The following is a 24,879-nucleotide window of genomic DNA, read 5'->3' as shown; positions in this document are numbered from 1 at the left end:
CGATCAGTCCGCCGAAATCAGGCAAGACCAAGGCGTATTCCTGCTAACTCAATATCTGAACTTACTCAGCCACCGCGGCATAAGCAGGGCCATCCAGCAAACCTTGCAGATCAGCCGGATTGTCAGCCTTGAGCTTGAAAATCCAGGTATCAAATGGAGCTTCATTGATCAGATGCGGTGCATCGGACAGGGCCTGGTTGAACTCCACCAGCTCGCCCGCCACAGGCGCGTAAATGTCGGAGGCGGCCTTCACCGACTCCACCACACCCGCTGTAGCACCCGCAGCCAGACGCGTCCCTGGGGTGAAGTCACCCACAAACACCAGGTCGCCCAACTGATCTTGAGCAAAGTCGGTAATGCCAACCAGCACAACACCGTCTTCATCTTTGGCCCACTCGTGGCTTACCACGTACTTTCTATCTCCTGGCAGCTGCATATCGCCTCCCTGACTGACCAGCCAACAATTCCGATGATTTCAGAAACGGCAGCAGACCATGCCCACTGCCCTTCCTGCTCGCATACTTAACCCTGCTCTGCCTGTGTCTTCAAGGCGCGTGCACACGCTGCTGCCGACGCCCAGGCCCATTGGAAGTTATACCCGCCCAGCCAGCCGGTGACATCGACCGCTTCACCGATGAAGTACAGACCAGGTACTTTACGCGCTTCCATGCTCTTCTGATTCAGCTCGCGTGTATCCACGCCACCGCTCATCACTTCCGCCTTTTTATAGCCTGCGGTGCCACTAGGTTTCAACTCCCAGCCATTAATCACCTGTCCCACCGTGCGCAACACGCGATCCGGCAGATCAGCCAGACGTTGCTGTCCCACGCCTTTGGGCAACAAGTCCGAGGTATCCAGCCATTGTTCGACCAGACGGCGCGGCCACAAGGTCGACAAGACAGTGACCAGTTGCTGACGGTTACCCGCCTTCAGATCCAATAATTGTTGCGCGATGTCCTGACCGGGAGCCAGGTCCACACTAATGCTCTCGCCCGACTGCCAGTAGCTGGAGATCTGCAAGATACCCGGCCCGGACAAGCCACGGTGCGTAAACAGCAGATCTTCCAAAAAGGCCTGACGTTGCTTGCCCTGCCCTGTGCTGACCTCCACCTCCAAAGCCATGCCGCTCAAGGCAGAAAATGGCTTCCAATCCCGACCGTCAAAGGTCAAAGGGACTAGAGCGGGGTGTGGCTCAATCACTTTCAAGCCGAAGTGACGTGCCACGCGCAAGGCATAGTCCGTGGAACCCAGCTGCGGAATCGCCATGCCGCCCGTGGCAATCACCACTTGCAAGGCATTCAAATCCCCCTGACCGGTGCGCAGTACAAAGCCATCCTCGGTACGGCCGATGGACTGCACCGAACAGGGCATGCGCCAGGACACCTGCCCTTTCAAACACTCCTGACGCAGCATCTGGATGATGGACTCGCTGGAGTCATCACAGAACAACTGGCCTTTGTGCTTTTCATGAAAGCCGATGCGGTACTCCCGCACCAGCTCCAGAAAATCCTGGGGGGTATAGCCCGCCAAGGCCGAACGGCAAAAATGCGGGTTCTTGGACAGAAAATTCTCGGGCGAGGTGCCCGTATTCGTGAAGTTGCAGCGCCCTCCACCGGAAATACGGATTTTCTCGGCCAGCTTTTCAGCGTGATCAATCAGTACCACTCGCAGGCCACGCTGGCCTGCGATACTGGCAGCCATCATACCGGCCGCACCTGCGCCGATGACGGCAACATCAAAAAAAGGGATCACGCGGGGTTACTCGTTGGTTTCAGACTCAAGCACACAATCTACGTAGTAGCGTGGCAGTCCATCAGGGCCGATATCCTGCGCCAGTCCATGCACATAGGTCTCAAAGCCAGGGAAGCGGGCATTGAACTCGCGCGCAAATTGCAGGTACTCCACAATGCGCGAGTTAAAGCGTTCGCCAGGAATCAGCAAAGGAATGCCTGGGGGGTAAGGCGTCAGCAAGACACCCGTCACACGGCCTTCCAGTTCGTCAATGCCAACGCGCTCGATATCGCCGTGCGCCATCTTGGCATAGGCGTCCGAGGGTTTCAGAGCGGGAATCATGTCGCTCAGGTACACCTCGGTGGTCAGGCGGGCCAGATCATACTTGCGATAGGCCTGGTGAATCTGCTGACACAGGTCACGCAAACCCATGCGCTCGTAGGTAGGCTGAGTCTTGCAGAAGTCCGGCAAAATGCGCCACATGGGCTGATTGCGGTCGTAATCGTCCTTGAACTGCTGCAAGGCGGTCAACAAGGTATTCCAACGGCCCTTGGTGATGCCAATAGTGAACAGAATAAAGAAGGAGTACAGGCCGGTTTTCTCGACTACCACGCCGTGCTCGGCCAGATACTTGGAGACCAGAGCGGCAGGAATACCCTGTTCAGCAAAGGTGCCGGAAATATCCAGGCCAGGAGTCACTACCGTGGCTTTGACCGGGTCCAGCATGTTGAAGTTGGTCGACAACTTGCCAAAGCCGTGCCACTCCGCATCGGAGCGCAGAATCCAGTCGTCGCGCTCGCCTATGCCTTCTTCAGGCAGATTGTCTGGTCCCCAAACCTTGAACCACCAGTCGTTCTCGCCGTATTCCTTGGACACCTTGCGCATGGCGCGACGAAAGTCCATGGCCTCGCAAATGCTTTCCTCGACCAGTGCGGTACCGCCGGGCGGCTCCATCATGGCCGCCGCCACATCACAGGACGCAATAATCGCGTACTGCGGGCTGGTGCTGGTGTGCATCAGGTAGGCTTCGTTGAACACGTTGCGGTCCAAGGGACGGTTTTCCGCATCCTGCACCGTAATTTGGGAAGCCTGCGACAAGCCAGCCAGCATTTTGTGCGTGGAGTGCGTAGCGTAAATCATGGTGTCTTTGGTGCGCGGACGGTCCGCACCAATGGCATGCATGTCGTGATAGAAGTCGTGGAAAGCCGCATGCGGCAACCAGGCCTCATCAAAGTGCAGCGTGGGGATCTTGGAGTCCAGGGTTTCCTTGATCATTTCCACGTTGTAGATCACACCGTCATAGGTGCTTTGCGTCAGCGTCAGAATACGAGGCTTCTTGTTCTTGGCCTTGCTGGCAAAGGGGTTGGCCTCGATCTTGCGCGCAATGTTTTCCGGCAGGAACTCGTCTTGCGGAATCGGGCCAATAATGCCCAGGTGGTTGCGCGTGGGGCGCAGAAACACCGGGATAGCGCCCGTCATGGTAATGGCGTGCAGAATCGACTTGTGGCAGTTACGGTCCACAACCACCACGTCGTTATTAGCCACATTGGCGTGCCAGACGATCTTGTTGGACGTGGACGTTCCGTTCGTCACGAAAAAACAGTGGTCGGCATGGAAGATACGGGCAGCATTGCGCTCGGCCTCGGCCACCGGGCCCGTGTGGTCCAGCAGTTGGCCCAATTCATCGACCGCATTACAGACGTCGGCACGCAACATGTTTTCACCAAAAAACTGGTGAAACATCTGGCCAACCGGGCTTTTCAGAAAGGCTACGCCTCCCGAATGCCCTGGGCAGTGCCAGGAATAGGAACCGTCAGAAGCGTACTTGACCAGCTCGCGGAAAAACGGCGGCGCCAGGCTTTCCAGGTAGGAGCGGGCTTCACGGATGATGTGACGCGCCACGAACTCGGGCGTGTCCTCGAACATGTGAATGAAGCCGTGCAGCTCGCGCAAAATATCGTTGGGGATATGCTGCGAGGTACGTGTCTCGCCGTACAGATAGATGGGGATGTCCTCGTTGCGGAACCGCAGCTCGCCAATAAAGGAGCGCAGGTTCTTGATCGCATTGGCGACATCCTCCGGGGAATCCACATCGAATTCCTCATCATCAATCGACAAAATGAAGGCGCTCGCGCGGCTTTGCTGTTGCGCAAAAGAACTAAGGTCACCATAGCTGGTGACCCCGAGAACCTCTACGCCTTCGGCCTCTATCGCCGAGGCCAGGGCTCGAATGCCCAGGCCCGACGTATTTTCGGAACGGTAGTCTTCGTCGATGATGACGATGGGAAAACGAAACTTCATCCAGAACTCCTAGGTACGAGGCAGGGTAACGCCTAGCTGACCTTGATATTTGCCGCCGCGGTCGCGGTACGACACTTCGCACACTTCATCGCTTTCAAAGAACAACATCTGTGCGCACCCTTCACCGGCGTAAATCTTGGCTGGCAGCGGGGTGGTATTGGAAAACTCCAGGGTGACGTGGCCTTCCCACTCGGGTTCCAGCGGAGTCACGTTCACGATGATGCCGCAACGGGCATAGGTGCTCTTGCCCAGACACATGGTCAACACACTGCGAGGAATACGGAAGTACTCAACCGTGCGGGCCAGCGCGAAAGAATTGGGCGGAATAATGCACACATCACCGACAAAATCCACAAAGGATTTCTCATCGAAAGCCTTGGGGTCCACGATGGTCGAGTTGATGTTGGTGAAAATTTTGAATTCGTTGGCACAACGCACATCGTAGCCATAGCTGCTGGTGCCGTAGCTGACGATACGTTGTCCGTCTACATTGCGCACTTGGCCTGGCTCGAAAGGCTCGATCATGCCCTGGGCAGCAGCCCGCCGAATCCAACGGTCGCTTTTGATACTCATAAGAAATTAGCCGCCTTAAATCAGTAACCGGTTATTTTATCGTTTAGATACACACACAAGCCAATTGCGGCGCAAATATGTCATTTGCGCCACAATTCTCTGCCCGCTTTGCGCCGGGCAAGCCCGCATCAATCCTTCGAGAACCAGCGGTAAATCAGGGCCAGACCGTTTACCGTACCGGCGCTGACCTCAGCCGTCAGGCCTCGTGCCAGGCGGTAGCTGGCTCGACCCACCGTTCCGGTATCGGCCATGGCCTGCTCCAGGCTAACGGAAATATCCGCCGTCAGTGCCTTGGTGATCGCAATAAACTTGCGCTCTTCGTTGCTGGTGCCGCTGTTCAGGGATTTGACCACACTTTCCACCGGCAAAATGCTACCGGCACTGCCCAGGTCGCCCGAGCGCATGGCCACTTCATCAATCCCGAACTTGCGGTAGAAGGGCTCGCCATCGCCCAGGAAGGACGTCCCGACACTGAGCAGCAAGGCCATGTCACCACCAGAATCATCCGGCCCGTGGCCCAGCAGGAGCCAGGACAGTTTTTCAACTTCGCTGACTTCCGGGTAGGACACCAAATCAATTCTGGGCTTGCGAGCCGTACCGGCTACCTTAACACCTGCCTCTACTGCCTGACCGGTACGCAAGGCTTCGATGTCCAGAATAGGCGAGGTAATGTCACCCTGGAAGGTCACGGTTCCGCGCTTGAGCAGCAACTTCTGACCATAGAGCTCAATTCGCCCGCCACGAGTGCGCAAGGCACCCATGCCGGTCAACTTGCCGCCGATCATGGTGACCCTCAGGCTGCCAACCAGACCGGAGTTCACGCCGTAACCCGTCAGGTAAAAACGCGGCCCCAGATCCACATCAATTTCCATGCTCATGTCGGTTGCAGCCTGGGAAGGCTCGGAAGCCGGTTCGTCGCCTGCCCGCACAATCACCACATCGCTATCAACAGTGGGAATACCACCCAACATGTCCAGGTTGAACCAACCCGCATCAGCAACAACCTTGCCGGTAATGGCAATACGCGGCAGTTCCATGTCCAGATTGATATTGCCGGACATCATGGCGTAACGATCGGAGCGCTGCAGAATCGGGAAGCGGAAAATATCCACGTCAAAGGCCCCTTGCTGAGTGCTCAGGTTCCACTGCCCCGACACAGTCAGCTTGCCATCCTTGGCGTCCGGGCTCTCTTTCAGCCAGGTTGCGGTACGCCATTCCTGCGGCTCTACTCGTGGGCGAGCCGGGAACGTCAAGGACTCCAGGCGGAAAATGTCACCATCGAAACGGGCATCCAACTGACCGTCAATTAGACGGATGCCGTCATCCAGACGTGTGAAACGCAACTCGCGGCCCCTTACCGTGCCACGACTGGTCCAGGCCCATTTCGCACCCACATCAATATTCACGTCTGCATTCAAGCGACCGCCCAGCTCCATGGCATCGCCCAGGAACAGGCGCGTCCAGCTCAAGTCATCAATATTGGCTTGTATGCTGACCGTTTTGCGATCGTTCTCATTCAAGGCCAGCCCGTGAAGGGGAGTCTGGGCCTTGGCTGTGACGTAACCCATTTCCTTGGTACGCACATCCATCTGGGCATCCAGACGGCTGGTCGTGGCCGAGGTAGGTTTCGCATTGATGACGATACTCAGATCTTCCAGCCCCAGGGACATGGGCGGCTCAGCAAAAACCTGTACATCCCCCGCCACGCGGTCGACGCGCACCTGGCCGGACAAGGCGCCATTAAATTTCAGGTCCCAGCGCGCTTTGATATCAATTTCGGGCGGCTGGGTTTTCTTGTTCTTGGCAATCTTGACGCCACCCTTGGCCTTGTCAGCGTTTTCTTCTACGCCGACTTTACGCAGCAAGCGCGCGATGCGAGGCTCGGACAGCACCAGATCCAACAACTCACCACGGCTGGCCCATTGTCCAGGCTGGTAAGTGGATTCCTGATGACGCAGATTGATCCAGGGCTCGCCATCAACTGTGGTACTCAACGTACCGGCACCAACTCGCACTGACCAGGGAGCCAAAGGCTCAGGTGCCTTGGGAGCGTTTGCTGTTTTATCGGCTGCGTTTTCGGGAACGCCAGCCTGTGCCTTCGCTTGTTCTGCTGCCGATGAAGCAGACGGAGCAGCATTGGCCGCAGCAGCAGGCTTAGTATCGGGGCTGCCCTTCGTTTCAGGATTTATACCGGCCTGAGCCGCTCCTTCTTCCTTGGCGGCCCCCTGGCCTGCTACATCACCTTCAACCTTGGATTGGCCCTTGGCCTCTGCTGTGGCAACTTGAACAGGAGGCTCCGGCGCCCGCAGAGCATCGGTAAAACGCACAGGCAGTGCCGACTGCAAACGCACGATCAAACCGGCATGGTCGGCCACCAAACGGTTTACCTTGCCATCCCAATACGCGGCCTTGCCCTGATCGGCAAAATGCCAGCCACCTTCCAGTGCCAGATCGGCCTCGGCCATGCCTTGGCCCAACTGCCCCTTGGCCTTGCCGCCCAAGTCGTACTGGCCCTTCAACTGCAGGGTGTGATGAGCAATATCGCCACGCAACTGCCCTTCTGCCGACGCCTTGCCCAACTCCAGGCCAGGCCACAATTGTTCGGCACGAGGCATCTTCGCCAGCAAATCCAGCTCGGCCTTGCCAGACATGCCAAAACCACCTTTCAACTGAACCTGGTTATCCCCGATCTTCATATCGGTGAGCACATCCGAAACCGACAGCAAACGCCACCAATCCGCTTGGCCCGGCTGAGCCGGAGCCGACGCTTTTGCCTTGATCTGCCCGATAGCGGCCTGCTTGTTCCAGCGACTGCCCTGCAAAAGCTGCACATCCACATCCGCGGAGAGCAATTGTTCTTTATCCGCCAAGACCACATCGAACTGGCCTTGGGTATTGATCAGAGCGTCGGGCAGCACATCGCCCAGCAAGGCATGCAGATCCAGCTTGTCGCTGCGGAACTGACCTTTGAAATGATCTTGAACGTGCACACCTTCCTGCGTGGCATCCCAGGCGAAGTCTGCATCCAGCGAGGACTCGTCCGGCAGTTTCACCGCCACCTTGGCCTGACGCACTGGCACGGAATCCAGCGGGCTCAATTCTGCGCTGGCGTCCAGGCTATAGCCCTGGCCCTGACCGTTAAGCAGCAAGGTGGCTTGTTCCAGAGAGCCATTCAAGGTGATTTGAGCGTTGACCACACAATCGGGCAAAGGCTCGGGCTCAGGAACAGCAACTGGTTCCTGGATACGTTCTTCATCGCCAAGACCCGTACTACCCTCGGGCTCGGAGCTGATGACTCCGGCGACACCATGGGCGTCTACGGGCTGATCGACTGGCTGGCTGGCAGGAGTTGCATGACTCGGGGCGCTGGCCTCAGCTTGACCTTGCTGTGTTATTGCAGCCTTGGCACTGGTCTTGGCCGTTTCAACCGTGGCTGTTTTTTTGGACCGATCGACTACTGCCTTCTCGGCAGGTTTGCCGGATTTCGACGGCTCTGCATAAGCAGACAAATACTGTTTCGCACAAATAGGCGAATCGGCCGTCAAACCGCGAGCAATGATTTGAATATCGGCTCGTGCCGGGTAAGGCGCTTGCAGTCCCGCCAGTTCCACCTCACCCTGAAAACCAGCGCGGATGGACTCATTAGCCACCATCAAATCGTACAGTCGAAGCTGCGCGCTGTCGGAATCCAACGCCAGTGCCGAAGACAAATCCGCAATCGCGACCGGCAAGGGCGTACCATCCTGCGTTAACAAGAACTGCCCCAAAGCCAGCTTGTCCACGGCAATACTGATAGGCAGCTCGGGCATTGTGAAGGGCTCCTCGGACTTGGGCTCGTCCGAGGAGGTCAAGGCCACATCCACTTTCTGAGCACTAAGCTCTACCACGTGCAGGCGGCGTTCCCACAGTTCTTTCCAGTTGGCCTGCAAGCGCAAACGCTCGATATCCACATGGGTGTCCGGCAAGCCCAGCACCAGGTGGTCGATACTCAAGCCATCCCAAATGGTTCCGCGCACGCCTTGGGCGCTGCCCTGCGCATAGGGCAAAGCCGTGCGCAAGGCCCAGCTTGTACCGGCCTGACTGGCCAGCACCCAATACACAAAGCCGCAAACAAGCAGCAGGGCAATCACCACAAAGGGAATGCCCCACAACGCGAAATATCGGAACCAGCGCCGAACCCAAGCCATTAAAATGCGATTCCCAAAGAAAAGCTCAAACGTACGCGTTTGTCTCGCTGACCATAGGCCAGATCAAGATTGAAAGGGCCAGCAGGGGTGCGCACCACCGCACCCAAACCGTAGCCCCAGGCTAAATCCATATCACCAAAGCTGGGTGCAGCGTCACCCACGTCAACAAAAGCGCGCATGCCATACATGCTGGTGAAAAAGTGCGTGTATTCCACGCTGGCTACGGCCATGGCTGGCGCCCCCACCACGGCGTCGCCTTGTCGAAGGCCAATGCTTTGATACTTGTAGCCACGGACACTGCGAGCGCCCCCGGTGCGATAACCGAAGTCAGGCGGTGTGCGGTCCGTCATGCGCCAAACCTTACCAATTTCACCCCGCAGGGACAAAATATCCCGCTCCCCAACTGGCCACCACTGCTGCAATCGCAAATTACTGCGGTAAAAGGTCTCGCCCTTGTCCAGCGTGACACCGGCACCTACGCCGAAATCAATCAGATTGCCTTCGCGCGGATCGTACTTCTTGTCTACGTCCCGACGCAGCCATTGCCAGGTTGCAATGGCAGAAGGTGTTTCACGGGTGGGCAGACCGGAAATCTTGGTCTTGTCCCAGGCGCCCAGTAAGCCCCATTCGGTTTCATATTCCACGCGGCTATTGCCCGCTGCCTGTCGTTCCTGGCGCAGCTTCCAGCCCAGGGCCGCCCGCTCCGTGTCCAAACCTTCAATGTCGGAGCGATCGTACAAGACACCAAAACTGTTCTTGTAGCCGCTAATGGTGGGCGGCAAGTGAATGTCATAAAAGGCCCGCTGACGTTTTTTATCCACGCCAATACCGGCCTCGGTCCAGATCGGCAGGCCAAACACAATATTCTTTCGATACAAGGCCTCAACACGCGCGCCGTGGTCGCTGTCAAAACCCAAAGAGCCGGTGAACTGCCTGGATGGCGCTTCTGTAACCCGTACACGTACAGGCAGTTCTACATCACCATCTGGAAGCTCTTTCTTTTTGCCGGCTTCTTCATCCAGGGTGACAAAGGCACCCCGGAAAAAAGTGGTGGCAGCCAAAGATTGCTGCCACTCGTCCAGCTTGTCCTGATCGTAAGGATCACCGGGGGTATAGCGCACATAGCGGTCTACCAGAGACTGGGGAACTCGCTTCAGGCCAGTGGTTTCCAGCGGCCCCATGCGAACCCTCGGCCCGCTATCCACTTTCAGGGAAAGGTCGGCCACGCCTTCATCGGCCAATACGGTCGCCCGCGTGTCTATGTAACGAGCGTAGTAAAAGTCCTGGCGCTGTACGCTTTCCAGCAGATCCGATTTGGCGGAGGACCAGACCGAATTCAAAAAGGGATCGTCCACTTTCAAAGGAAAGCTGGCTTTGATCCCTTCCAGACGCACCTGGTATTCCGGCTCCTGAATCTTGCCTTTGAAGTCCAGGGCAATGTCTCGTACACGCGTGATTTCGCCCGGCTGAATAATGATGTCCCAATACTCACCGCTGGAATCCTCGCCCACCTCCAGCGTGACTACAGAATCAAAATAACCCTGAGTCTGCAAGGCGGAGACGGTCGCATCGTGAGCCCGGCGCCGCAGACGCGAGACCTCTCCCAAGTCCTGGTCTTCCGCCAAACGTGTAATAGCACTGACCGCGCGCTGAATTTCTTTCAGCGCCTGAGGGGGCACTCCCCCCGGATCAATAATGACATCGGGAACGGAAGACTGAGCCCATACTGCAGGGCTCAGGACTATCGAAAACAACAGGCAAAAGCCGGATTTGCGCATACGTACTCAAAGAGGACGAGGAACAACCTTGGGGCGCTGCCCCGACGTGTCTGGAGGAAGTTGCGACAAGTTAGCCGAAACGCGATTGGCAATCTCGTGATACAGGCGGGCCTCGGGACTGTCTGCGCTGGCAATCACCGTCGGGGTACCGGAGTCGGTCTGAGCCCGAATGCTCATTGCCAACGGCAAGGCACCCAGCCAAGGCACGTTGAACTGGCTGGCCATATCGCGACCACCATGCTGACCGAAGACCGGGTCAGCATGACCACAGTTCGAGCAGATATGGACCGACATGTTTTCCACAATACCCAGAACAGGCACATTCACCTTCTGGAACATGTTCAAGCCACGCTTGGCGTCGATCAGCGCCAGATCCTGAGGGGTGGTCACAATTACCGCACCCGTCAAAGGCACTTTCTGCGACAAGGTCAAGGCGATATCGCCAGTGCCGGGAGGCATATCGATAATCAGGTAGTCCAGATCATCCCAACGCGTTTGTGTAAGCAGCTGTGTCAACGCCTGGGTTGCCATCGGGCCGCGCCAGATTGCGGGAGCGTCTTCGTCCAGCAGGAAACCAATCGAGTTAGCTTGCAGACCGTGACCGATCAGCGGCTCCATCATCTTGCCGTCTGCACTGCGCGGGCGCTCGTGCAGGCCCAGCATGGTGGGCACGCTAGGGCCATAAATATCCGCATCCAGCAAACCAACACGCGCACCTTGCATATGCAAGGCCAAAGCCAGGTTCACCGACGTTGTACTTTTACCCACACCGCCTTTGCCCGAGGACACCGCAATAATGTTGCGGATATTGGGCATGGGTCGCAACCCTTCCTGCACAGCATGCACGCCAATGCGGGGATTCAAATGCAGCTTGGACAGGGTGGCACCCACGCCTGCCAAGGCTTGCTCGATACGTTCGCGCAGCTGTCCCTGAATGTCATAAGCCGTATAGGGCAGGTGCAAAGTCAGCTCAACCTGGTTCTGGTCAATGCTCAGCTCGCATCGACCCGCATCGACCGATAACTTCTTTAACGTGTTGGGATCGGTCACACTCGCCAGGGCTTGCAACACGCGCTCGGAACTCACTGTCATTTATCCAAAACCTTGATATAAAGAAACATCACCATACCTTTAAACCAGAAAATTAGCGGTTCAAGAGGAATTTTTTTACACTTATGATGTCATACTAACCCTATGAACACATTTAACCAGATTATCCGCACAGCCCTCTTTGTCTTGCTGACAATTTTCGGTGCAATCATGGCGTTTATCTTCATGGTTTCTACCGCTATTGCGATCGGCATTTTATACATTGTGGCGCGTATTAGTGGCCGTCCTTTCGGCGTTAAAGCCTACTGGGACCAGCGCCGCCGCCCTGCCGCTGCCAGCAAACAGTCGACCACACCACGTTCGCGTGATGTCACCGACATCGAGATGCGCGAGATTCCTTAACAGTTCTTGACTGTTCGCCAAGCCTTTGGCGAGCAGCAACGCTGATTAGGCACTGCCCCCGAACACCCTGAGTCGTCAAAGGCTCAGGGTGTGTGCATTTGTATCATTCGCAATTGCCGATCAGCACTTTGCCCGTGGACATTCCTCGGTCTGGCGCAGCACAAGTGTGCAATAGACCGTAGAATCCTTGTTCCCTTTCTCTTTTATTTTGTTAAGTCATGTCACGAACGATATTTGTTACGACCGCCCTGCCGTATGCCAACGGCTCGTTTCACATCGGCCACATCATGGAATATATCCAGGCCGACATCTGGGTTCGGTCCATGCGAATGTCGGGACATACTGTGCATTTTGTGTGTGCGGACGACGCCCATGGCGCGCCCATCATGCTCAAGGCAGAAAGCGCTGGCATTACCCCCGCTCAGTTGGTAGACAAGATCGCGGCCGAGCGCCCCACCTACCTGAACGGCTTTAACGTCAAATTCGACCACTGGCACCGTACGGACTCGCCAGACAACGTCGAACTGGCCCAGGATATCTACCGCACGCTGAAAAGCGCCGGCTTTATTGACACCCGCACCATCGAACAGTTCTACGATCCGGTCAAAGGCATGTTCCTGCCCGATCGTTACATCAAGGGCGAGTGCCCCAAGTGTCACGCCAAGGACCAGTACGGCGACAGCTGCGAAGTCTGTAGCGCAGTTTACGCTCCTACCGAACTGATCGAACCCTACTCCACCCTGACCAATGCGCGTCCGGTGTTAAAGACCTCGGAACACTTTTTCTTCCGCTTGTCCGACCCGCGCTGCGTAGCCTTCCTGCAAGAGTGGACCACGGGCAAGAACGCCCAGGGCAAGCCGCGTCTGCAATCGGAAGTGCTGGGCAAGACCCGCGAATGGCTGGGTACAGGCGAAGGCGCAGAGGCCTCTCTGAACGACTGGGATATTTCCCGCGACGAGCCCTACTACGGCATCCCGATTCCGGACGCTCCCGGCAAATATTTCTACGTCTGGCTGGATGCGCCTGTTGGCTATCTGGCCTCCTTGAAAGCCTACTGCGCCAAGGCCGGTCTGGACTTTGATGCCTTGCTGGATCCGGAAGGCAGCACCGAGCAGGTCCACTTCATCGGCAAGGACATCGTGTACTTCCACGCCCTGTTCTGGCCTGCCATGCTGAAGTTCTCCGGCCGTAAAGTGCCTGATGCATTGAACGTGCACGGTTTCATCACGGTTAGCGGCGAGAAAATGTCCAAGAGCCGTGGCACCGGCATTTCGCCTCTGCGCTACCTGGAGCTGGGCATGGATGCAGAGTGGATGCGCTATTACATGGCCGCCAAGCTGAACTCGCACGTCGAAGACATGGATTTCAATCCTGACGACTTCATTGCCCGCGTCAACAGCGACCTGATTGGCAAGTACGTGAACATCGCCAGCCGTGCCGCCAACTTCATCAGCAAGCATTTTGATGGCAAGCTGGCTTACCAAGGCGACACCTCCGAACTGCAAAACCAGCTCAAGGAAGTCGCCGAGAAAGTCCGCGCCGACTTGGAAAGCCGCGAGTATGGTCGTGCCGTGCGCCAGATCATGGCTCAGGCCGACATCATCAACCAGGCGTTCGATACGGCCCAGCCCTGGGTCATGGCCAAAGGCATTGCGACCGCCGAGCAAGCTCAGAAAGATGCGCTGCAAGATATTTGCTCGCGCACCCTGGCTGGCTTCAAGGGCTTGTCCGTCATGCTGACCGCCATCTTGCCCACCCTGACCCATCGCGTGGCCCACGAACTGTTTGGTCTGGACCGCGACTTTGTCTGGGACGACGTGGCTGCCTTGCCTGATCACATCGCTCCCTTCAAGCATCTGATGCAGCGTGTAGACAGCGCCATGGTGGACGAGCTGCTGGCTCCGCCACCCGCTCCCGTCGTGTTGCCCGGTGGCGAAGCCATTGCCGACACCATCGATATCAAGGACTTCATCAAGGTGGACCTGCGCATTGCCAAAATCGTCAGTTGCGAAGCCGTGGAAGGCTCGGACAAGCTGCTGCGTCTGAGCCTGGACGCTGGCGAAGGCCGCTTGCGCCAAGTGTTCTCCGGCATCAAGTCGGCTTACCAGCCCGAAGATCTGATCGGCAAGCTGACGGTACTGGTCGCTAACCTGGCTCCTCGCAAGATGCGTTTCGGCGTATCCGAGGGCATGGTTCTGGCGGCCAGCCATGCGGATGATGCCGTGGATCAAGGCATCTATATTCTGGAACCATTCCCCGGTGCCCAGCCCGGTATGCGCATCAATTAAGACGCATTCCTGATACGCAAAAGAGCCTCGCCGAAAAAGCGAGGCTTTTTTGTCTACATATACCAAAGAACAGGCTCAAAACAGCCTGCCAAGCCCCTTTCAGCGACCCGTAACCCAGGAAAGCCGATACACTCTTTATCTTGAAACTGCTGTATTGATGCACAGTCTGCTGCTTTGAATGCAAGGACCTCTTGGCATGGAAAACATCCCCCCTTCTGAACTGGATCGGCACCTTGGTGCACAGCGCTCCACCTGGGTCAGTGTCATCGTCAATATCAGTTTGAGCGTGCTGCAAATTGTGGTGGGTCTGTTTGCTCATTCGCAGGCCCTGATTGCTGACGCCATCCACTCCCTGTCCGACCTGCTGTCAGACTTTGTAGTGCTGATCGCCAACCGCCATAGCCGTCGAGGTCCGGACGCAGATCACCCTTACGGACATTTGCGGTACGAAACGGCGGCCACCCTGGCCATTGGCGGCCTCTTGCTGGCCGTAGGACTGGGCATGTTATGGAATGCCGTGTCTTCCTTGCGCGACCCCAGCAGCATCGAAGCAGTACACCCGATTGCCCTGGCCATTGCCTTCATCGCGCTCTGTAGTAAAGAACTCCTGTTTCGCTACATGTTGCGTGTCGCGAAGCGTTTGCGCTCGACCATGCTGGTTGCCAATGCCTGGCACGCGCGCTCCGACGCAGCCTCCTCGCTGGTCGTTAGCGTCGGGGTGATGGCCAACCTGGCAGGTCTGCCTTTGGGCGACCCCTTGGCCGCCAGTATTGTGGGTTTGATGATTCTGCGCATGGGCTGGAAGTTTTCTATTGGCGCATTTCACGACCTGACCGATAAAGCGGTCGATCAGGAAACGGAAGAGCGCATTGCCAAGCTCTTGCGCGAGACCCCGGGTGTGGAAGGCATACACCAGCTACGGACCCGCAAACTGGGGGACATGATCTGGGTAGAAGTGGATCTGGAAATGGACAGCACCCTGACTATTGCACAAGGTCATGCCATTGCCGTGGCCGCACGGGACCGTGTGATGGCCGAAGAGCCCGTGCTGGATGTCATGACACACTTTGATCCGGTCACACCCAAGCGCTAAACCCTGCCTAAGCTCTACGAGCCTCGCCAGCCCAACAGCAGGCTATCCAGGACGGCGGGCGCTCTCGGGCGCCAGCATCTCCACCAGCACACGGGACAAGGCCGTCACCATCTCATTGGCATGAGGTCGATGCAAAATTGCCAGTTCAAAAGCATCGATACGGGGCAGACCTTGTGCTTGGCCCAATTCAATATGGTCATCGCGCACCGCACGCCGCGGCAGCAAGCTGATCCCCATCCCGTCTGCCACCGCCCCCTGAATACCGCTCAAGCTGGAACTGGTAAAGCTGATACGCCAACGACGTCCCAAGGACTCGACAGCACTGATGATTTCCTCTCGATACACACCCCGACGCGGGAAGGTCACCAAGGGGATGGGGTCCAGATGAAAGACCGGATCAGTCGCGCTATCCACCCAGGCCGTCTGCTCGGGCAGACACGCCACCGCTTCACGGGCATTGTGACGCTGCTTGACCAGCACCAGATCCAGCTCACCCTGATCGTACGCGGCCAGCAGATCGCTGCTCAGGCCGCTACTGACTTCCAGACGCACCTGCGGGAAGCGACGGTTGAAGCCCGCCAAGGCCCGCATGGTCTGTCCATTGGTAAAGTCCTCAGGCACGCCAAGACGCACGGAAATAGTCACCAGAGAACCGGACAGGGCTTCAGACAGCTGATGGTTCAAAGCCAGCATCTGACGGGCGTAACCCAACAGAGTCTGCCCCGCTTCAGTCGTGCTGACGCCCCGGCTAGCCCGGTCCAGCAGACGTAGCCCGGCCAGTTCCTCCAGGCGCCGCACTTTCTGGCTGATCGTGGACTGCGTGGAATGCAAACGCGTTGCGGCCGCCGTGAAGCTGCCGCAATCGACTACCGTCAACAAGGCCAGCAGCAGGTCCAGGTCGTACAAAGGCCGATTCAGGCTGGGACTGCTTGATAGTTGATGATCCATATGTTCAAACCCTTTCTGAAATCCGCCAGGGCAATCCACCCCACCGCCCTTTTATTCAAAAAACAAATACTAGAGATTTATACATTTAATTTGTAAATATCACCAGCAGTCGTTAAGGTGTATTGGTCCCGCGCATTACAACGACATCCCGCCTGTGCCTTTTGCCAGCCGCCGGGATTGCGCCGTGCCGTTCGACAGATTTTTCCTTACTGAATTTCAATGGGAATCAACATGTCCAAAGTCAATTACTACGCCCCTCCAGGTGGCCATCCTCCTCAGACTCAGTTGCTGACGGACCGCGCCATGTTCACCGAGGCCTATGCCGTACTGCCCAAAGGCGTGCTGCAAGACATCGTGACCAGCTTCCTGCCCGGTTGGGAAAATACCCGTCTGTGGGTATTGGCACGTCCTCTGTCCGGCTTTGCCGAGACCTTCTCCCAATACATCATGGAAGTAGGCCCACAGGGTGGCAGCAACAATCCTGAGTCCGACCCCGAGGCCGAAGGCGTGATTTTTGTCGTCAAGGGCCAGCTGGAACTGGTTCTGGAAGGCACCAAGCACATCATGGAAGAAGGCGGCTATGCCTTTATTCCTCCTTCCACCAACTGGACCTTGCACAACCGCACGGGCGAGCTGGCCAACTTCCACTGGATTCGCAAGCGCTACCAGCGCGTGGAAGGCCTGGATGCACCGGAAGCCTTTGTGACCAACGAAAAAGACGTGAAACCTGGCGTCATGCCTGACACCGAAGGCCGTTGGAGCACCACCCGTTTCACCGACATGTCCGACCTGCGTCACGACATGCACGTGAACATCGTGAACTTTGAACCCGGTGGCGTGATCCCCTTCGCTGAAACGCACGTGATGGAACACGGCCTGTACGTTCTGGAAGGTAAGGCGGTGTACCGTCTGAACCAGGACTGGGTTGAAGTGGAAGCCGGTGACTTCATGTGGCTGCGCGCTTTCTGCCCGCAGGCTTGCTACGCAGGCGGACCAGGCCGTTTCCGCTACTTGCTGTACAAAGACGTAAACCGTCATGCCAATCTGACACTTGGCGGCACTCGCTAATATGGTCTGAAACAGAACAGCCGCTGCCCGTCAGCGGCTGTTTTGCATTACAAACACGCCAAACCGGAACGCGTCCCCCTGATGCCGCCTGTGCCCGCAGGGGTCCCACACGGCACAAATAGAGACTCTGGTTCCAAGGCTCATTCCAACCTTGCTTCTCTACAGGAGAAAAACATGAACGATAAACACTATCTGCTGCGCTCCATCCAGATCGCCGAAGAGAATGTCGCCCGCGGCGGTCAGCCCTTTGGCGCAGTGCTGGTGCGCGATGGTCAAGTTCTGGCCGAAGGGGTTAATGAGACCTACATTGCCCATGACCCCACCGCGCACGCTGAGATCCAGGCGCTGCGTACTGCCAGCCAGAACGTGAAAAGCAGCAGCCATGCAGGCAGCACCATGTATGCCAGCGGCATCCCCTGCCCCATGTGCATGGCCGCCATGATCGCCTCGGGCGTGGAGCGCGTGGTGTATTGCGCCGACGATGAGGAAGGCGAACCCTTTGGCTGGTCCACCGAATCCTTCTACAAAAAAATGCAGCAGGACTTTGGCAAACAGGGCGTGAAAATGGAGCACCTGCCCTTGCCTGAAAAACGCAAAGTGTATGAAGCCTGGCAAGCCCGGTTTGGGCAAGGCTCCAACCAGGACTAAAACAAAGACCATTCAAAACCCTGCCATCAAGCAGGGTTTTGCGTATTTACATAGACAGACAAGTCAGAAAAGTTTATAAAACAGAGCAGTTATAGTAACGATTCTCATTTATTGAATCCCAAAGGAAATACATGATTGCGTCCCGCCCAGCCTCTTTAAAAATGATTGTTGCCTCCGTAATGGGCGCTTTGCTGCTCAGTGCATGCCAGACTGCACCGCAATCGCAACAAGCGGGCCAAACATCGTCCTTTAATGCGACTGCGCCTCAGGCACAGGTCACTTTCCGTCAGGACACCATTGATGGCGCCTACGAAATTCTGGCCGCCAAGGACAGCAAGCAGTTGTTTGTTGCTGCTACTCCTTTGTTTGAAGACCGTGCTGCTGGCTTCCTGCACGTTCTGGACCAGGACACGCTGCGTGAATCGCAGCTGATCCAATTGCCGCGCCGTGCCTTTGCACTGGGCCTGAACCAGAAAACTCACACTCTGTACGTGGGCAACACCTTGGACGGCTCGCTGCTGGCAATCAACAGCCTGAATGGCACCGTCAAGCAACTGATCCAACTGGGTCAAAAAGAAGACAAGGGCGGCTGGGAACACACCCGTAAAGTCGTTATTGACGAGCAAGACAACCGCATCTTCGTGACCAATCCCTCCGAAGGGGGTCGCGTATGGATTGTGGATGGCGCCGACGGTCGTATCCTGCACAATATCGATAATGTGGGCTTGTGGCCTGCTGGCGCGGCCTACGATGCCAACACCAAGCGTCTGTTCGTGGGCCACGGCGGCAAGGATGAAATTGCCGTCATCAACCCGGCCACCGGCGCTATCGAACAGCGCTTCACCACTGGCGATGCAAAAAGCGATAAACGTGAAGATTCCCGCCACTTCTTCGTGAACATCGCCCTGAGCGCGGATGGCAAGAAACTGTTTGGTGCTGACGCCAATACCGGCAAGATCTACCAGTTCGACACCAGCTCCGGCAAAGTGGAAAACACGGCTGAAGTGGGTCTGGGGCTGCTGGATATCGTGTACAACGACGCTCGCAAAGAGCTGATCGCTACCAACCGTGGCGTGGATCGTGAAACACCAGCCGGTACCGGTTCGGTCACCATTCTGGATGCCAACACCTTGGCTGTTAAACACCGTATCAGCGCCCCTGTGCACCCCAACAGCGTCACGCTGAGCGCTGACGGCCAGACCGCTTTTGTCACTATCAAAATCCCTCATGGCGACAAGAGCCCGCACTACCTGAAAGGTGCCAAGGACAGCGTTCTGCGTCTGAACCTGAATCAGCTCTAAGCCCCTGGCTTAAAGCCTGGTCCCAAGCCGAGACTGCCCACAAGGCAGCTCGGCTTTTTTTGTACCTGCCACTTTGGTCTGCCAGGCGGCCTGCCCCTCATCTGTGCCTTGGCCGCAGGATAGTTTTGTCCGCTGTTCAAGCTCTAAGCCAAGGCCCGCCATCGCTGGCTCTTGGGCGTTTCAACGCTGTTTTAGCAATGCGGTCTGGAAACAAGCAGCAAAGCGGATTGCTGCAACCGGCCACTTGCTCAATTGAATCAATTAGTGGCCTAGCAAGACGCCCCTTGTCTCCCGGCCCCACACTCCCTTTCCCGCCTCCAGCTGTGCCACAGATTGGCATTTCTGGAGCGTTTTCTATTGAAGACAAGTCATGGTTCAGCTGAACGCGTATCACCAGCCTATTGGCCCCTCGCTCCCTCATTGGCAGGCCCGCCCGCAGCCAGCACGCTGCGTTCTGCACGGCAAATACTGCCGTCTGGAAGCCGTGAACCCGGAACAACATGGCGACAGCCTGTACGAGGCCTACAGCAACGCCAGCGATGGCCGCGACTGGACCTATTTGTCTGTAGGCCCCTTTAACAACCGCGCACAGTTCGACCAGCACCTGCAAACCATCAGCCAGGCCAGCAATGCCGTGCATTACGCCGTCGTCGAACAAACCACGGGTCGCGCATTGGGCACCTTGTCCCTGATGCGAATCGACCCACAAAACGGCTGCATTGAAGTGGGCTTTGTAGCCTGGTCGCCCGCTCTGAAACAAACCCGTATGGCCACCGAAGCCCACTACCTGTTGATGGCTTATGCAATTGATGGACTGGGCTACCGTCGCTACGAATGGAAGTGCGACACACACAATGCCCCCTCCCAAGCCGCTGCACGACGATTGGGCTTTCGTTATGAAGGTATCTTCCGTCAGGCGATTGTGTACAAGGGCCGCTCGCGCGATACAGCCTGGTTCTCCATTACCGACCAGGACTGGCCAGCCCTGAAAGCGAATTTCCAGGCCTGGCTGGCACCTGAAAACTTTGACGATCAAGGTCGTCAGAAACATCGTTTGGGGCAGCCAATAACTGTCGCTCCAGCTGGTCCCGGAGCCCGCCGCTTAAAGCAAATGCTGGCCCTGCAAACCGAGCTGAATCAGCTGATTGATCCGAACTGGCGAGTGGCCAAGCAGGACTACTACCGGGCGATCTGGGTGGAATGTGCGGAGCTGGCCGATTACCTGGACTGGAAGTGGTGGCAGCATAGCGAGCGCAATCTGCCGCAACTCCAACTGGAGCTGATCGACATCCTGCATTTTGGTCTGTGCGATGTACTGCGTGCCAACGATGCGCTGAGCGAGCAAGAAGCCGCCACCGCACTGGATCAGCTCCAGCACGCATCAGCCACCGCCAGCGACTCTACGGCCATCATGACGGCTCTGGAACGCTTTACCTTGCGCGTTCTGGAGACACGCCAGTTCGATTTCAGCGGCTTTGCCCAACTGGCTGCTCTTTGTGGTCTGACACTGGACACGCTCTACCACTCCTACGCGGGCAAGAATGCCCTGAACCGCTTGCGCCAACTGCGCGGCTATCAGCACGGCCACTATCACAAGCAGTGGGGCGGGCAGCAGGACAACGAGCATCTGGCACAGCTGCAATTGCATCTGCCCACCGAGCATGACCATTACCCCGAAATGATCCTGCATGCCCTGCAAGACAGCTACGACACGTTTTTTTCGGGAGACACTCAGGTCCGGAACGGAGCCTGCGTACCGCCTCCCCTTTCTTCACGTTGACAAAGGACTGTCCATGTACCTCGATTGCGATTGTTCCATCAATGTCTTTCTGGACTCGCCTAAACCGGACTCCAATCCCGTGGAAAGCAATGACACGCGACATCCACCCGACCCCCGGCCACAGCCGCATAAGGTGCAGCATCCTTGGTCCCGCTCGCGACGCCGCGAGCGCTCCCGCTGGCGCCAGGGCTAATGCCCTAGCGCTTGTCTCCCGGCCCGGCCCCACTGCCGGGCTCGTCTCCTTGATAAGGCCCCAAGCAAATGGAATAGGAGCTATGAGCCAGCGCGCATAGCTCCTCTTGATGTAAATCAAGACAATGAATCCCATCGTCGGCACAAGGATCGACGAGGCCTACCAAAGGAGACAAGCACATGGATACCCCACTCAGAGACAAATCCTATTTTGATGAACGCGCCACCAAAGAGATGGCCACTCATCTGCAGCAAGTGCAACGCGACACCCGCGAAACCATGGCATTTGCCTGCCGCATCCTGGCCATGACCGAGCAGGAAGCTGGTTTGGCCGGCCAGATCAGCGTCCGTTCCGAGCGCCCCGGTGCGTATTGGACCTTGCGCTTTGGTCTGGGTTTTGACGAAGCCACCCCCGAAGACTTCATTGAAGTTGACCGCGACTTGAATACCCTTAGCGGCGAAGGCATGGCCAACCCGGCCACCCGCTTTCACCTGTGGGTCTACGAAGCTCGCCCCGACGTCAATTCCATCATCCATACACACTCGCCCTGGGCCACGGTATTGGCCACCGCCCGCCAGCCCTTGGTGATTTCGCAAATGGACATGACGCCTCTGCACAATGACTGTGCATTTTTGGGCGAATGGCCTGGCGTGCCCATTGCCGATCAGGAAGGCGTCATCATCTCCAAAGCCCTGGGTGACAAGCGTGCCATTATTCTGGCCCACCACGGTTATCTGACCGCAGGTAAAAGCTGCCAGGAAGCCACTTACCTGTCGGTGTATCTGGAACGCGCCGCACGTCTGCAAGTGCGTGCACAAGCGGCCTTTGGCCCACTTACCCCTGTGGACGATACCTTGGCGGCCGAAGCGCACGACTATCTGCTCAAGCCCTCCATTGTTAACGCTACCTTTGACTACTGGTCCCGTCAGACCCAAGGCATTGCGCCCTTAACTAAAACTCGCTGACGCCCGCAACCAATACCCCGCTTCCACCAGGAGGTCGCCATGACGATGCCTAACAATGGACAGGCGCGTTCGTCGCGCCAGTACGTTACCGCTGGCTTGGCCAGCATGATGGGAACCACCATAGAGTGGTATGACTTTTTCCTGTACGGCACCGCTGCCGCACTGATTTTCAACAAGATCTTTTTCCCCGCCTTTGACCCGATTACGGGCACGCTGGCGGCCTTTGCCACCTACTCTGTGGGCTTTTTCGCCCGTCCTTTAGGAGGATTTGTTTTCGGCCATTTTGGCGACAAGCTGGGCCGAAAATCCATGCTACTGATCACGCTCTTTCTAATGGGAATCCCCACCATCCTGATCGGCCTGATTCCCTCTTATGAAAGCATTGGCTACTGGGCCGCTGTGCTGCTGGTGCTGATGCGCTTTCTGCAAGGTATCGCAGTAGGCGGAGAATGGGGCGGGGCCGTGTTGATGGCGGTTGAACATGCCCCGGAAGGCAAAAAGGGTTTTTTTGGCAGCTTGCCGCAAACAGGGGTAGCCCCCGGCCTGATCCTGTCTTCCCTGGCTATGGGAGCCGTCGCCAGCTTGCCTGAGGAAGACATGCTGTCCTGGGGTTGGCGCCTGCCCTTTCTAGCCAGCGTCGCCCTGCTGCTGGTGGGTTGGTGGATACGCGCCAAAGTGGCCGAATCCCCCGACTTCGAGCAAATGAGCAAAAAGGGCAAACAGGTTCCAATTCCTGCTCTGGAAGTTCTGCGTCATTACCCACGCGAAGTCCTGCTGGTCGTGGGAGGCCGTCTGGCAGAAGTGACCTGGTTCTACACCGTGGTGACCTTTGCCCTGGCTTACGCCACCACCACCTTGGGAGTAGAGCGCAGCGTCATGCTGGATGCCACCGTCTGGGGTGCCTTTGCAGCCTTGTTCACCATGCCCCTGTTTGGCGTATTGGGCGACCGAATCGGCTTCAAATGGGTCTTTATGGCAGGCACGATCTGCATGCTGGCATTCTCCTCCACCTTCTTTTCCATGCTGGGCAGCCTGGATTCCAGGACCATCACCCTGGCTTTGGTGATTGCGATTGGGCTGGTGTATGCCGCGCTGTATGGCCCGCAAGGTGGCCTGTTTTCCACGCAATTTCCACCTGAAGTGCGGTACAGCGGCATCTCCATTGCCGTGCAGGTATCCGGTGCCATCGGTGGCGGCCTAGCTCCCTTGGTGGCGACCTCCCTGCTGGCCTATGGCGACGGTCAACCCGACTACATCGTCTGGTACCTGAGCGCGCTGGGTCTGATTGCTTTTGCCAGTACCTGGTTCATGCATGGGCCGACGCACTTCTCCCTTCCCGCCCTATCCAACCGAAAGGTACGCACATGAACGCAGCCGGTATTCACTACTACTTCTGGATGAATTCGGACTGGGCCTACCTGGGAGCCGACAGACTGGAAGCGATTGCTCGCAAGCATGGCATCCCTATCCACTACAAACCCGTGGACTTGCCGCAAGTCTATGCACGTACAGGCGGTGTCCTGCTGGGACAGCGCTCACCAGAACGTCAGGCTTATCGCCTTGCAGAGCTTAAACGCTGGTGTCGCAAATTGGGCATACAGGTAAATCCCACACCGCGCTTCATGTGCCCAGACGCCACGCTGGCCTCCACCCTGGTTATTGCTATCAATCAGGCTGGTCTGCCGGTACTGGATCTGTACAAAGCCATTTTGCGGGCACAATGGTGCGAGGAGCAGAACATTGCTGACCCCACGCAACTGGCTCGAATCCTGCAAGCACAGCAGCTGGATGCAGACTACTGGCTGAAACAGGCACCGCTGATGCAGGCGCAGTATCAAGCCCACACCGAAGAGGCCATTAAAGCCGGTGTCTTCGGTTCGCCCTCCTATGTGTATCAGGGCGAACTGTTCTGGGGTCAGGACAGGCTGGACATGCTGGACGAAGCCATCGCCCTGCATCCTGCGCCAGCTTGAAGCACAACCCCGACACCAAACCTGACTGTTTTTAAAACAAGGGCGGGGCAAGGTTTATCTACCTTGCCCCGCTCTACTTGTTTACAGCTTGGTTCGCAGGCTCAAGCCCTGCCCCCAAGCCATCAAAATGATTCAAACGGTCTATCCCGCAATCGCTCTAATAGCCATAACAGTCATCAACGGCGAGCATCCGTGCTTGGTCAAAATCCAACAAAAAAGCGGCAAATAAACGCCTCGCTACGGGCTGCGCTTGCTGCTTGAACAAATCGTCACCCAAAGAGCCTCACAATCTTCCCCGGACGGCCTCATCCAGATGCACACTAGTGCGGGCAAAACCGCGGCTGGCCTGCCTGGACATAGTCCTTTATTCAGAGGTAAAAGCCGTAGAATCACGCCTTTTCCTGCCAGGAAAATTCACCGATACGCCAGCGTAGCATTCCTGAAATTGGACTTTTGGGTCCGCCTTAAGGCCCGAGTTTCGGGCTTTCGGCATGCCGCCTGCCAAAAATGAAATGCAATGAGCAATTTTGAAAATTTACTTTTTCCATTGATACAGAATGTTATGTCTGCCGTACGAATCATATCGATAGATTTTATCTA

General features: G+C 56.9%; 19 protein-coding genes. 11 read left to right on the top strand and 8 right to left on the bottom strand.

Going from position 1 to position 24,879, the window contains the following annotated elements:
• Window positions 1–61: 61 nt before the first annotated feature.
• From gcvH to apbC, 7 genes are all read right to left on the bottom strand, one after another.
• Entirely contained in the window at window positions 62–436 is a 375-nt protein-coding gene (gcvH, locus tag NIZ92_RS02865) for a glycine cleavage system protein GcvH (RefSeq protein ID WP_021446974.1), read from the bottom strand.
• A gap of 86 nt (window positions 437–522) precedes the next feature.
• Window positions 523–1,752 (bottom strand): NAD(P)/FAD-dependent oxidoreductase, encoded by a 1,230-nt coding sequence (locus NIZ92_RS02860; RefSeq protein WP_009461126.1) that lies wholly within the window; start codon window positions 1,750–1,752, stop codon window positions 523–525.
• A 6-nt stretch (window positions 1,753–1,758) separates the two neighbouring features.
• Window positions 1,759–4,032 (bottom strand): arginine/lysine/ornithine decarboxylase, encoded by a 2,274-nt coding sequence (locus NIZ92_RS02855; protein ID WP_026485019.1) that lies wholly within the window; start codon window positions 4,030–4,032, stop codon window positions 1,759–1,761.
• Window positions 4,033–4,041: 9 nt separating this feature from the next.
• The gene (gene dcd / locus NIZ92_RS02850) at window positions 4,042–4,605 is read right to left on the bottom strand and encodes a dCTP deaminase (protein ID WP_009461128.1); all 564 of its coding nucleotides are present in this window, start codon (window positions 4,603–4,605) and stop codon (window positions 4,042–4,044) included.
• A gap of 128 nt (window positions 4,606–4,733) precedes the next feature.
• Entirely contained in the window at window positions 4,734–8,792 is a 4,059-nt protein-coding gene (locus NIZ92_RS02845) for a translocation/assembly module TamB domain-containing protein (RefSeq protein WP_254002671.1), read from the bottom strand.
• Window positions 8,792–10,570 carry an autotransporter assembly complex family protein gene (locus tag NIZ92_RS02840; protein ID WP_060186267.1) on the bottom strand — a complete coding sequence of 593 codons (1,779 nt, stop codon included), beginning with the start codon at window positions 10,568–10,570 and terminating at the stop codon, window positions 8,792–8,794. Before NIZ92_RS02840 ends, NIZ92_RS02845 begins: the two co-directional genes overlap by 1 nt.
• A gap of 6 nt (window positions 10,571–10,576) precedes the next feature.
• The gene (gene apbC, locus NIZ92_RS02835; protein WP_060186266.1) at window positions 10,577–11,662 is read right to left on the bottom strand and encodes an iron-sulfur cluster carrier protein ApbC; all 1,086 of its coding nucleotides are present in this window, start codon (window positions 11,660–11,662) and stop codon (window positions 10,577–10,579) included.
• A gap of 102 nt (window positions 11,663–11,764) precedes the next feature.
• Between apbC and NIZ92_RS02830 the strand changes: the two genes are divergently transcribed.
• From NIZ92_RS02830 to NIZ92_RS02820, 3 genes are all read left to right on the top strand, one after another.
• On the top strand, window positions 11,765–12,022 hold the full coding sequence (locus tag NIZ92_RS02830) for a hypothetical protein (RefSeq protein ID WP_009461132.1): 258 nt from the start codon (window positions 11,765–11,767) through the stop codon (window positions 12,020–12,022).
• Window positions 12,023–12,240: 218 nt separating this feature from the next.
• Window positions 12,241–14,310: a methionine--tRNA ligase gene (gene metG, locus NIZ92_RS02825; protein ID WP_060186264.1), complete on the top strand. Its 2,070-nt coding sequence runs from the start codon at window positions 12,241–12,243 to the stop codon at window positions 14,308–14,310.
• 196 nt (window positions 14,311–14,506) lie between these two features.
• On the top strand, window positions 14,507–15,403 hold the full coding sequence (locus NIZ92_RS02820; protein ID WP_035271268.1) for a cation diffusion facilitator family transporter: 897 nt from the start codon (window positions 14,507–14,509) through the stop codon (window positions 15,401–15,403).
• A 42-nt stretch (window positions 15,404–15,445) separates the two neighbouring features.
• Here NIZ92_RS02820 and NIZ92_RS02815 read toward each other — a convergent pair whose 3' ends face one another.
• Entirely contained in the window at window positions 15,446–16,321 is an 876-nt protein-coding gene (locus tag NIZ92_RS02815; protein ID WP_196784069.1) for a LysR family transcriptional regulator, read from the bottom strand.
• 261 nt (window positions 16,322–16,582) lie between these two features.
• On the opposite strand from NIZ92_RS02815, the gene NIZ92_RS02810 reads away from it, so the two are divergent.
• From NIZ92_RS02810 to NIZ92_RS02775, 8 genes are all read left to right on the top strand, one after another.
• Complete coding sequence (locus tag NIZ92_RS02810) at window positions 16,583–17,419, top strand: bifunctional allantoicase/(S)-ureidoglycine aminohydrolase (RefSeq protein WP_254002670.1); 837 nt, start codon at window positions 16,583–16,585, stop codon at window positions 17,417–17,419.
• 174 nt (window positions 17,420–17,593) lie between these two features.
• Window positions 17,594–18,067: a nucleoside deaminase gene (locus tag NIZ92_RS02805; protein ID WP_035271270.1), complete on the top strand. Its 474-nt coding sequence runs from the start codon at window positions 17,594–17,596 to the stop codon at window positions 18,065–18,067.
• 131 nt (window positions 18,068–18,198) lie between these two features.
• A complete protein-coding gene (locus NIZ92_RS02800; protein ID WP_009461136.1) occupies window positions 18,199–19,368 on the top strand; it encodes a YncE family protein in 1,170 nt (389 codons plus the stop codon).
• A gap of 370 nt (window positions 19,369–19,738) precedes the next feature.
• Window positions 19,739–21,148: a GNAT family N-acetyltransferase gene (locus NIZ92_RS02795; protein ID WP_254002669.1), complete on the top strand. Its 1,410-nt coding sequence runs from the start codon at window positions 19,739–19,741 to the stop codon at window positions 21,146–21,148.
• A 13-nt stretch (window positions 21,149–21,161) separates the two neighbouring features.
• Window positions 21,162–21,341: a hypothetical protein gene (locus NIZ92_RS02790; RefSeq protein WP_137430725.1), complete on the top strand. Its 180-nt coding sequence runs from the start codon at window positions 21,162–21,164 to the stop codon at window positions 21,339–21,341.
• A 179-nt stretch (window positions 21,342–21,520) separates the two neighbouring features.
• Window positions 21,521–22,306 (top strand): aldolase, encoded by a 786-nt coding sequence (locus NIZ92_RS02785; protein WP_026485007.1) that lies wholly within the window; start codon window positions 21,521–21,523, stop codon window positions 22,304–22,306.
• A 39-nt stretch (window positions 22,307–22,345) separates the two neighbouring features.
• Window positions 22,346–23,674, top strand: a complete 1,329-nt coding sequence (locus NIZ92_RS02780; protein WP_251196525.1) for an MFS transporter — start codon at window positions 22,346–22,348, stop codon at window positions 23,672–23,674.
• Window positions 23,671–24,279 carry a 2-hydroxychromene-2-carboxylate isomerase gene (locus tag NIZ92_RS02775; protein ID WP_254002668.1) on the top strand — a complete coding sequence of 203 codons (609 nt, stop codon included), beginning with the start codon at window positions 23,671–23,673 and terminating at the stop codon, window positions 24,277–24,279. The genes NIZ92_RS02780 and NIZ92_RS02775 overlap by 4 nt, the downstream gene beginning before the upstream one ends.
• The last annotated feature ends 600 nt before the right edge of the window (window positions 24,280–24,879 follow it).

It is taken from the genome of Alcaligenes sp. 1735tsa3 (assembly GCF_024134565.1).
In the GTDB taxonomy this organism is placed as follows: Bacteria; Pseudomonadota; Gammaproteobacteria; order Burkholderiales; family Burkholderiaceae_B; genus Alcaligenes; species Alcaligenes phenolicus.
Note: the sequence above shows the minus strand (reverse complement) of the source record. Positions and strands in the feature narration are given on the sequence as shown.

Coding starts and splice junctions, on each gene's coding strand:
- NIZ92_RS02830 (WP_009461132.1), top strand. CDS start 11,765: ATGAACACATTTAACCAGATTATCCGCACAGCCCTCTTTGTCTTGCTG.
- NIZ92_RS02840 (WP_060186267.1), bottom strand. CDS start 10,570: ATGCGCAAATCCGGCTTTTGCCTGTTGTTTTCGATAGTCCTGAGCCCT.
- NIZ92_RS02795 (WP_254002669.1), top strand. CDS start 19,739: ATGGTTCAGCTGAACGCGTATCACCAGCCTATTGGCCCCTCGCTCCCT.
- NIZ92_RS02820 (WP_035271268.1), top strand. CDS start 14,507: ATGGAAAACATCCCCCCTTCTGAACTGGATCGGCACCTTGGTGCACAG.
- NIZ92_RS02800 (WP_009461136.1), top strand. CDS start 18,199: ATGATTGCGTCCCGCCCAGCCTCTTTAAAAATGATTGTTGCCTCCGTA.
- metG (WP_060186264.1), top strand. CDS start 12,241: ATGTCACGAACGATATTTGTTACGACCGCCCTGCCGTATGCCAACGGC.
- NIZ92_RS02785 (WP_026485007.1), top strand. CDS start 21,521: ATGGATACCCCACTCAGAGACAAATCCTATTTTGATGAACGCGCCACC.
- apbC (WP_060186266.1), bottom strand. CDS start 11,662: ATGACAGTGAGTTCCGAGCGCGTGTTGCAAGCCCTGGCGAGTGTGACC.
- NIZ92_RS02790 (WP_137430725.1), top strand. CDS start 21,162: ATGTACCTCGATTGCGATTGTTCCATCAATGTCTTTCTGGACTCGCCT.
- NIZ92_RS02780 (WP_251196525.1), top strand. CDS start 22,346: ATGACGATGCCTAACAATGGACAGGCGCGTTCGTCGCGCCAGTACGTT.
- NIZ92_RS02845 (WP_254002671.1), bottom strand. CDS start 8,792: ATGGCTTGGGTTCGGCGCTGGTTCCGATATTTCGCGTTGTGGGGCATT.
- NIZ92_RS02805 (WP_035271270.1), top strand. CDS start 17,594: ATGAACGATAAACACTATCTGCTGCGCTCCATCCAGATCGCCGAAGAG.
- NIZ92_RS02855 (WP_026485019.1), bottom strand. CDS start 4,032: ATGAAGTTTCGTTTTCCCATCGTCATCATCGACGAAGACTACCGTTCC.
- dcd (WP_009461128.1), bottom strand. CDS start 4,605: ATGAGTATCAAAAGCGACCGTTGGATTCGGCGGGCTGCTGCCCAGGGC.
- NIZ92_RS02810 (WP_254002670.1), top strand. CDS start 16,583: ATGTCCAAAGTCAATTACTACGCCCCTCCAGGTGGCCATCCTCCTCAG.
- gcvH (WP_021446974.1), bottom strand. CDS start 436: ATGCAGCTGCCAGGAGATAGAAAGTACGTGGTAAGCCACGAGTGGGCC.
- NIZ92_RS02775 (WP_254002668.1), top strand. CDS start 23,671: ATGAACGCAGCCGGTATTCACTACTACTTCTGGATGAATTCGGACTGG.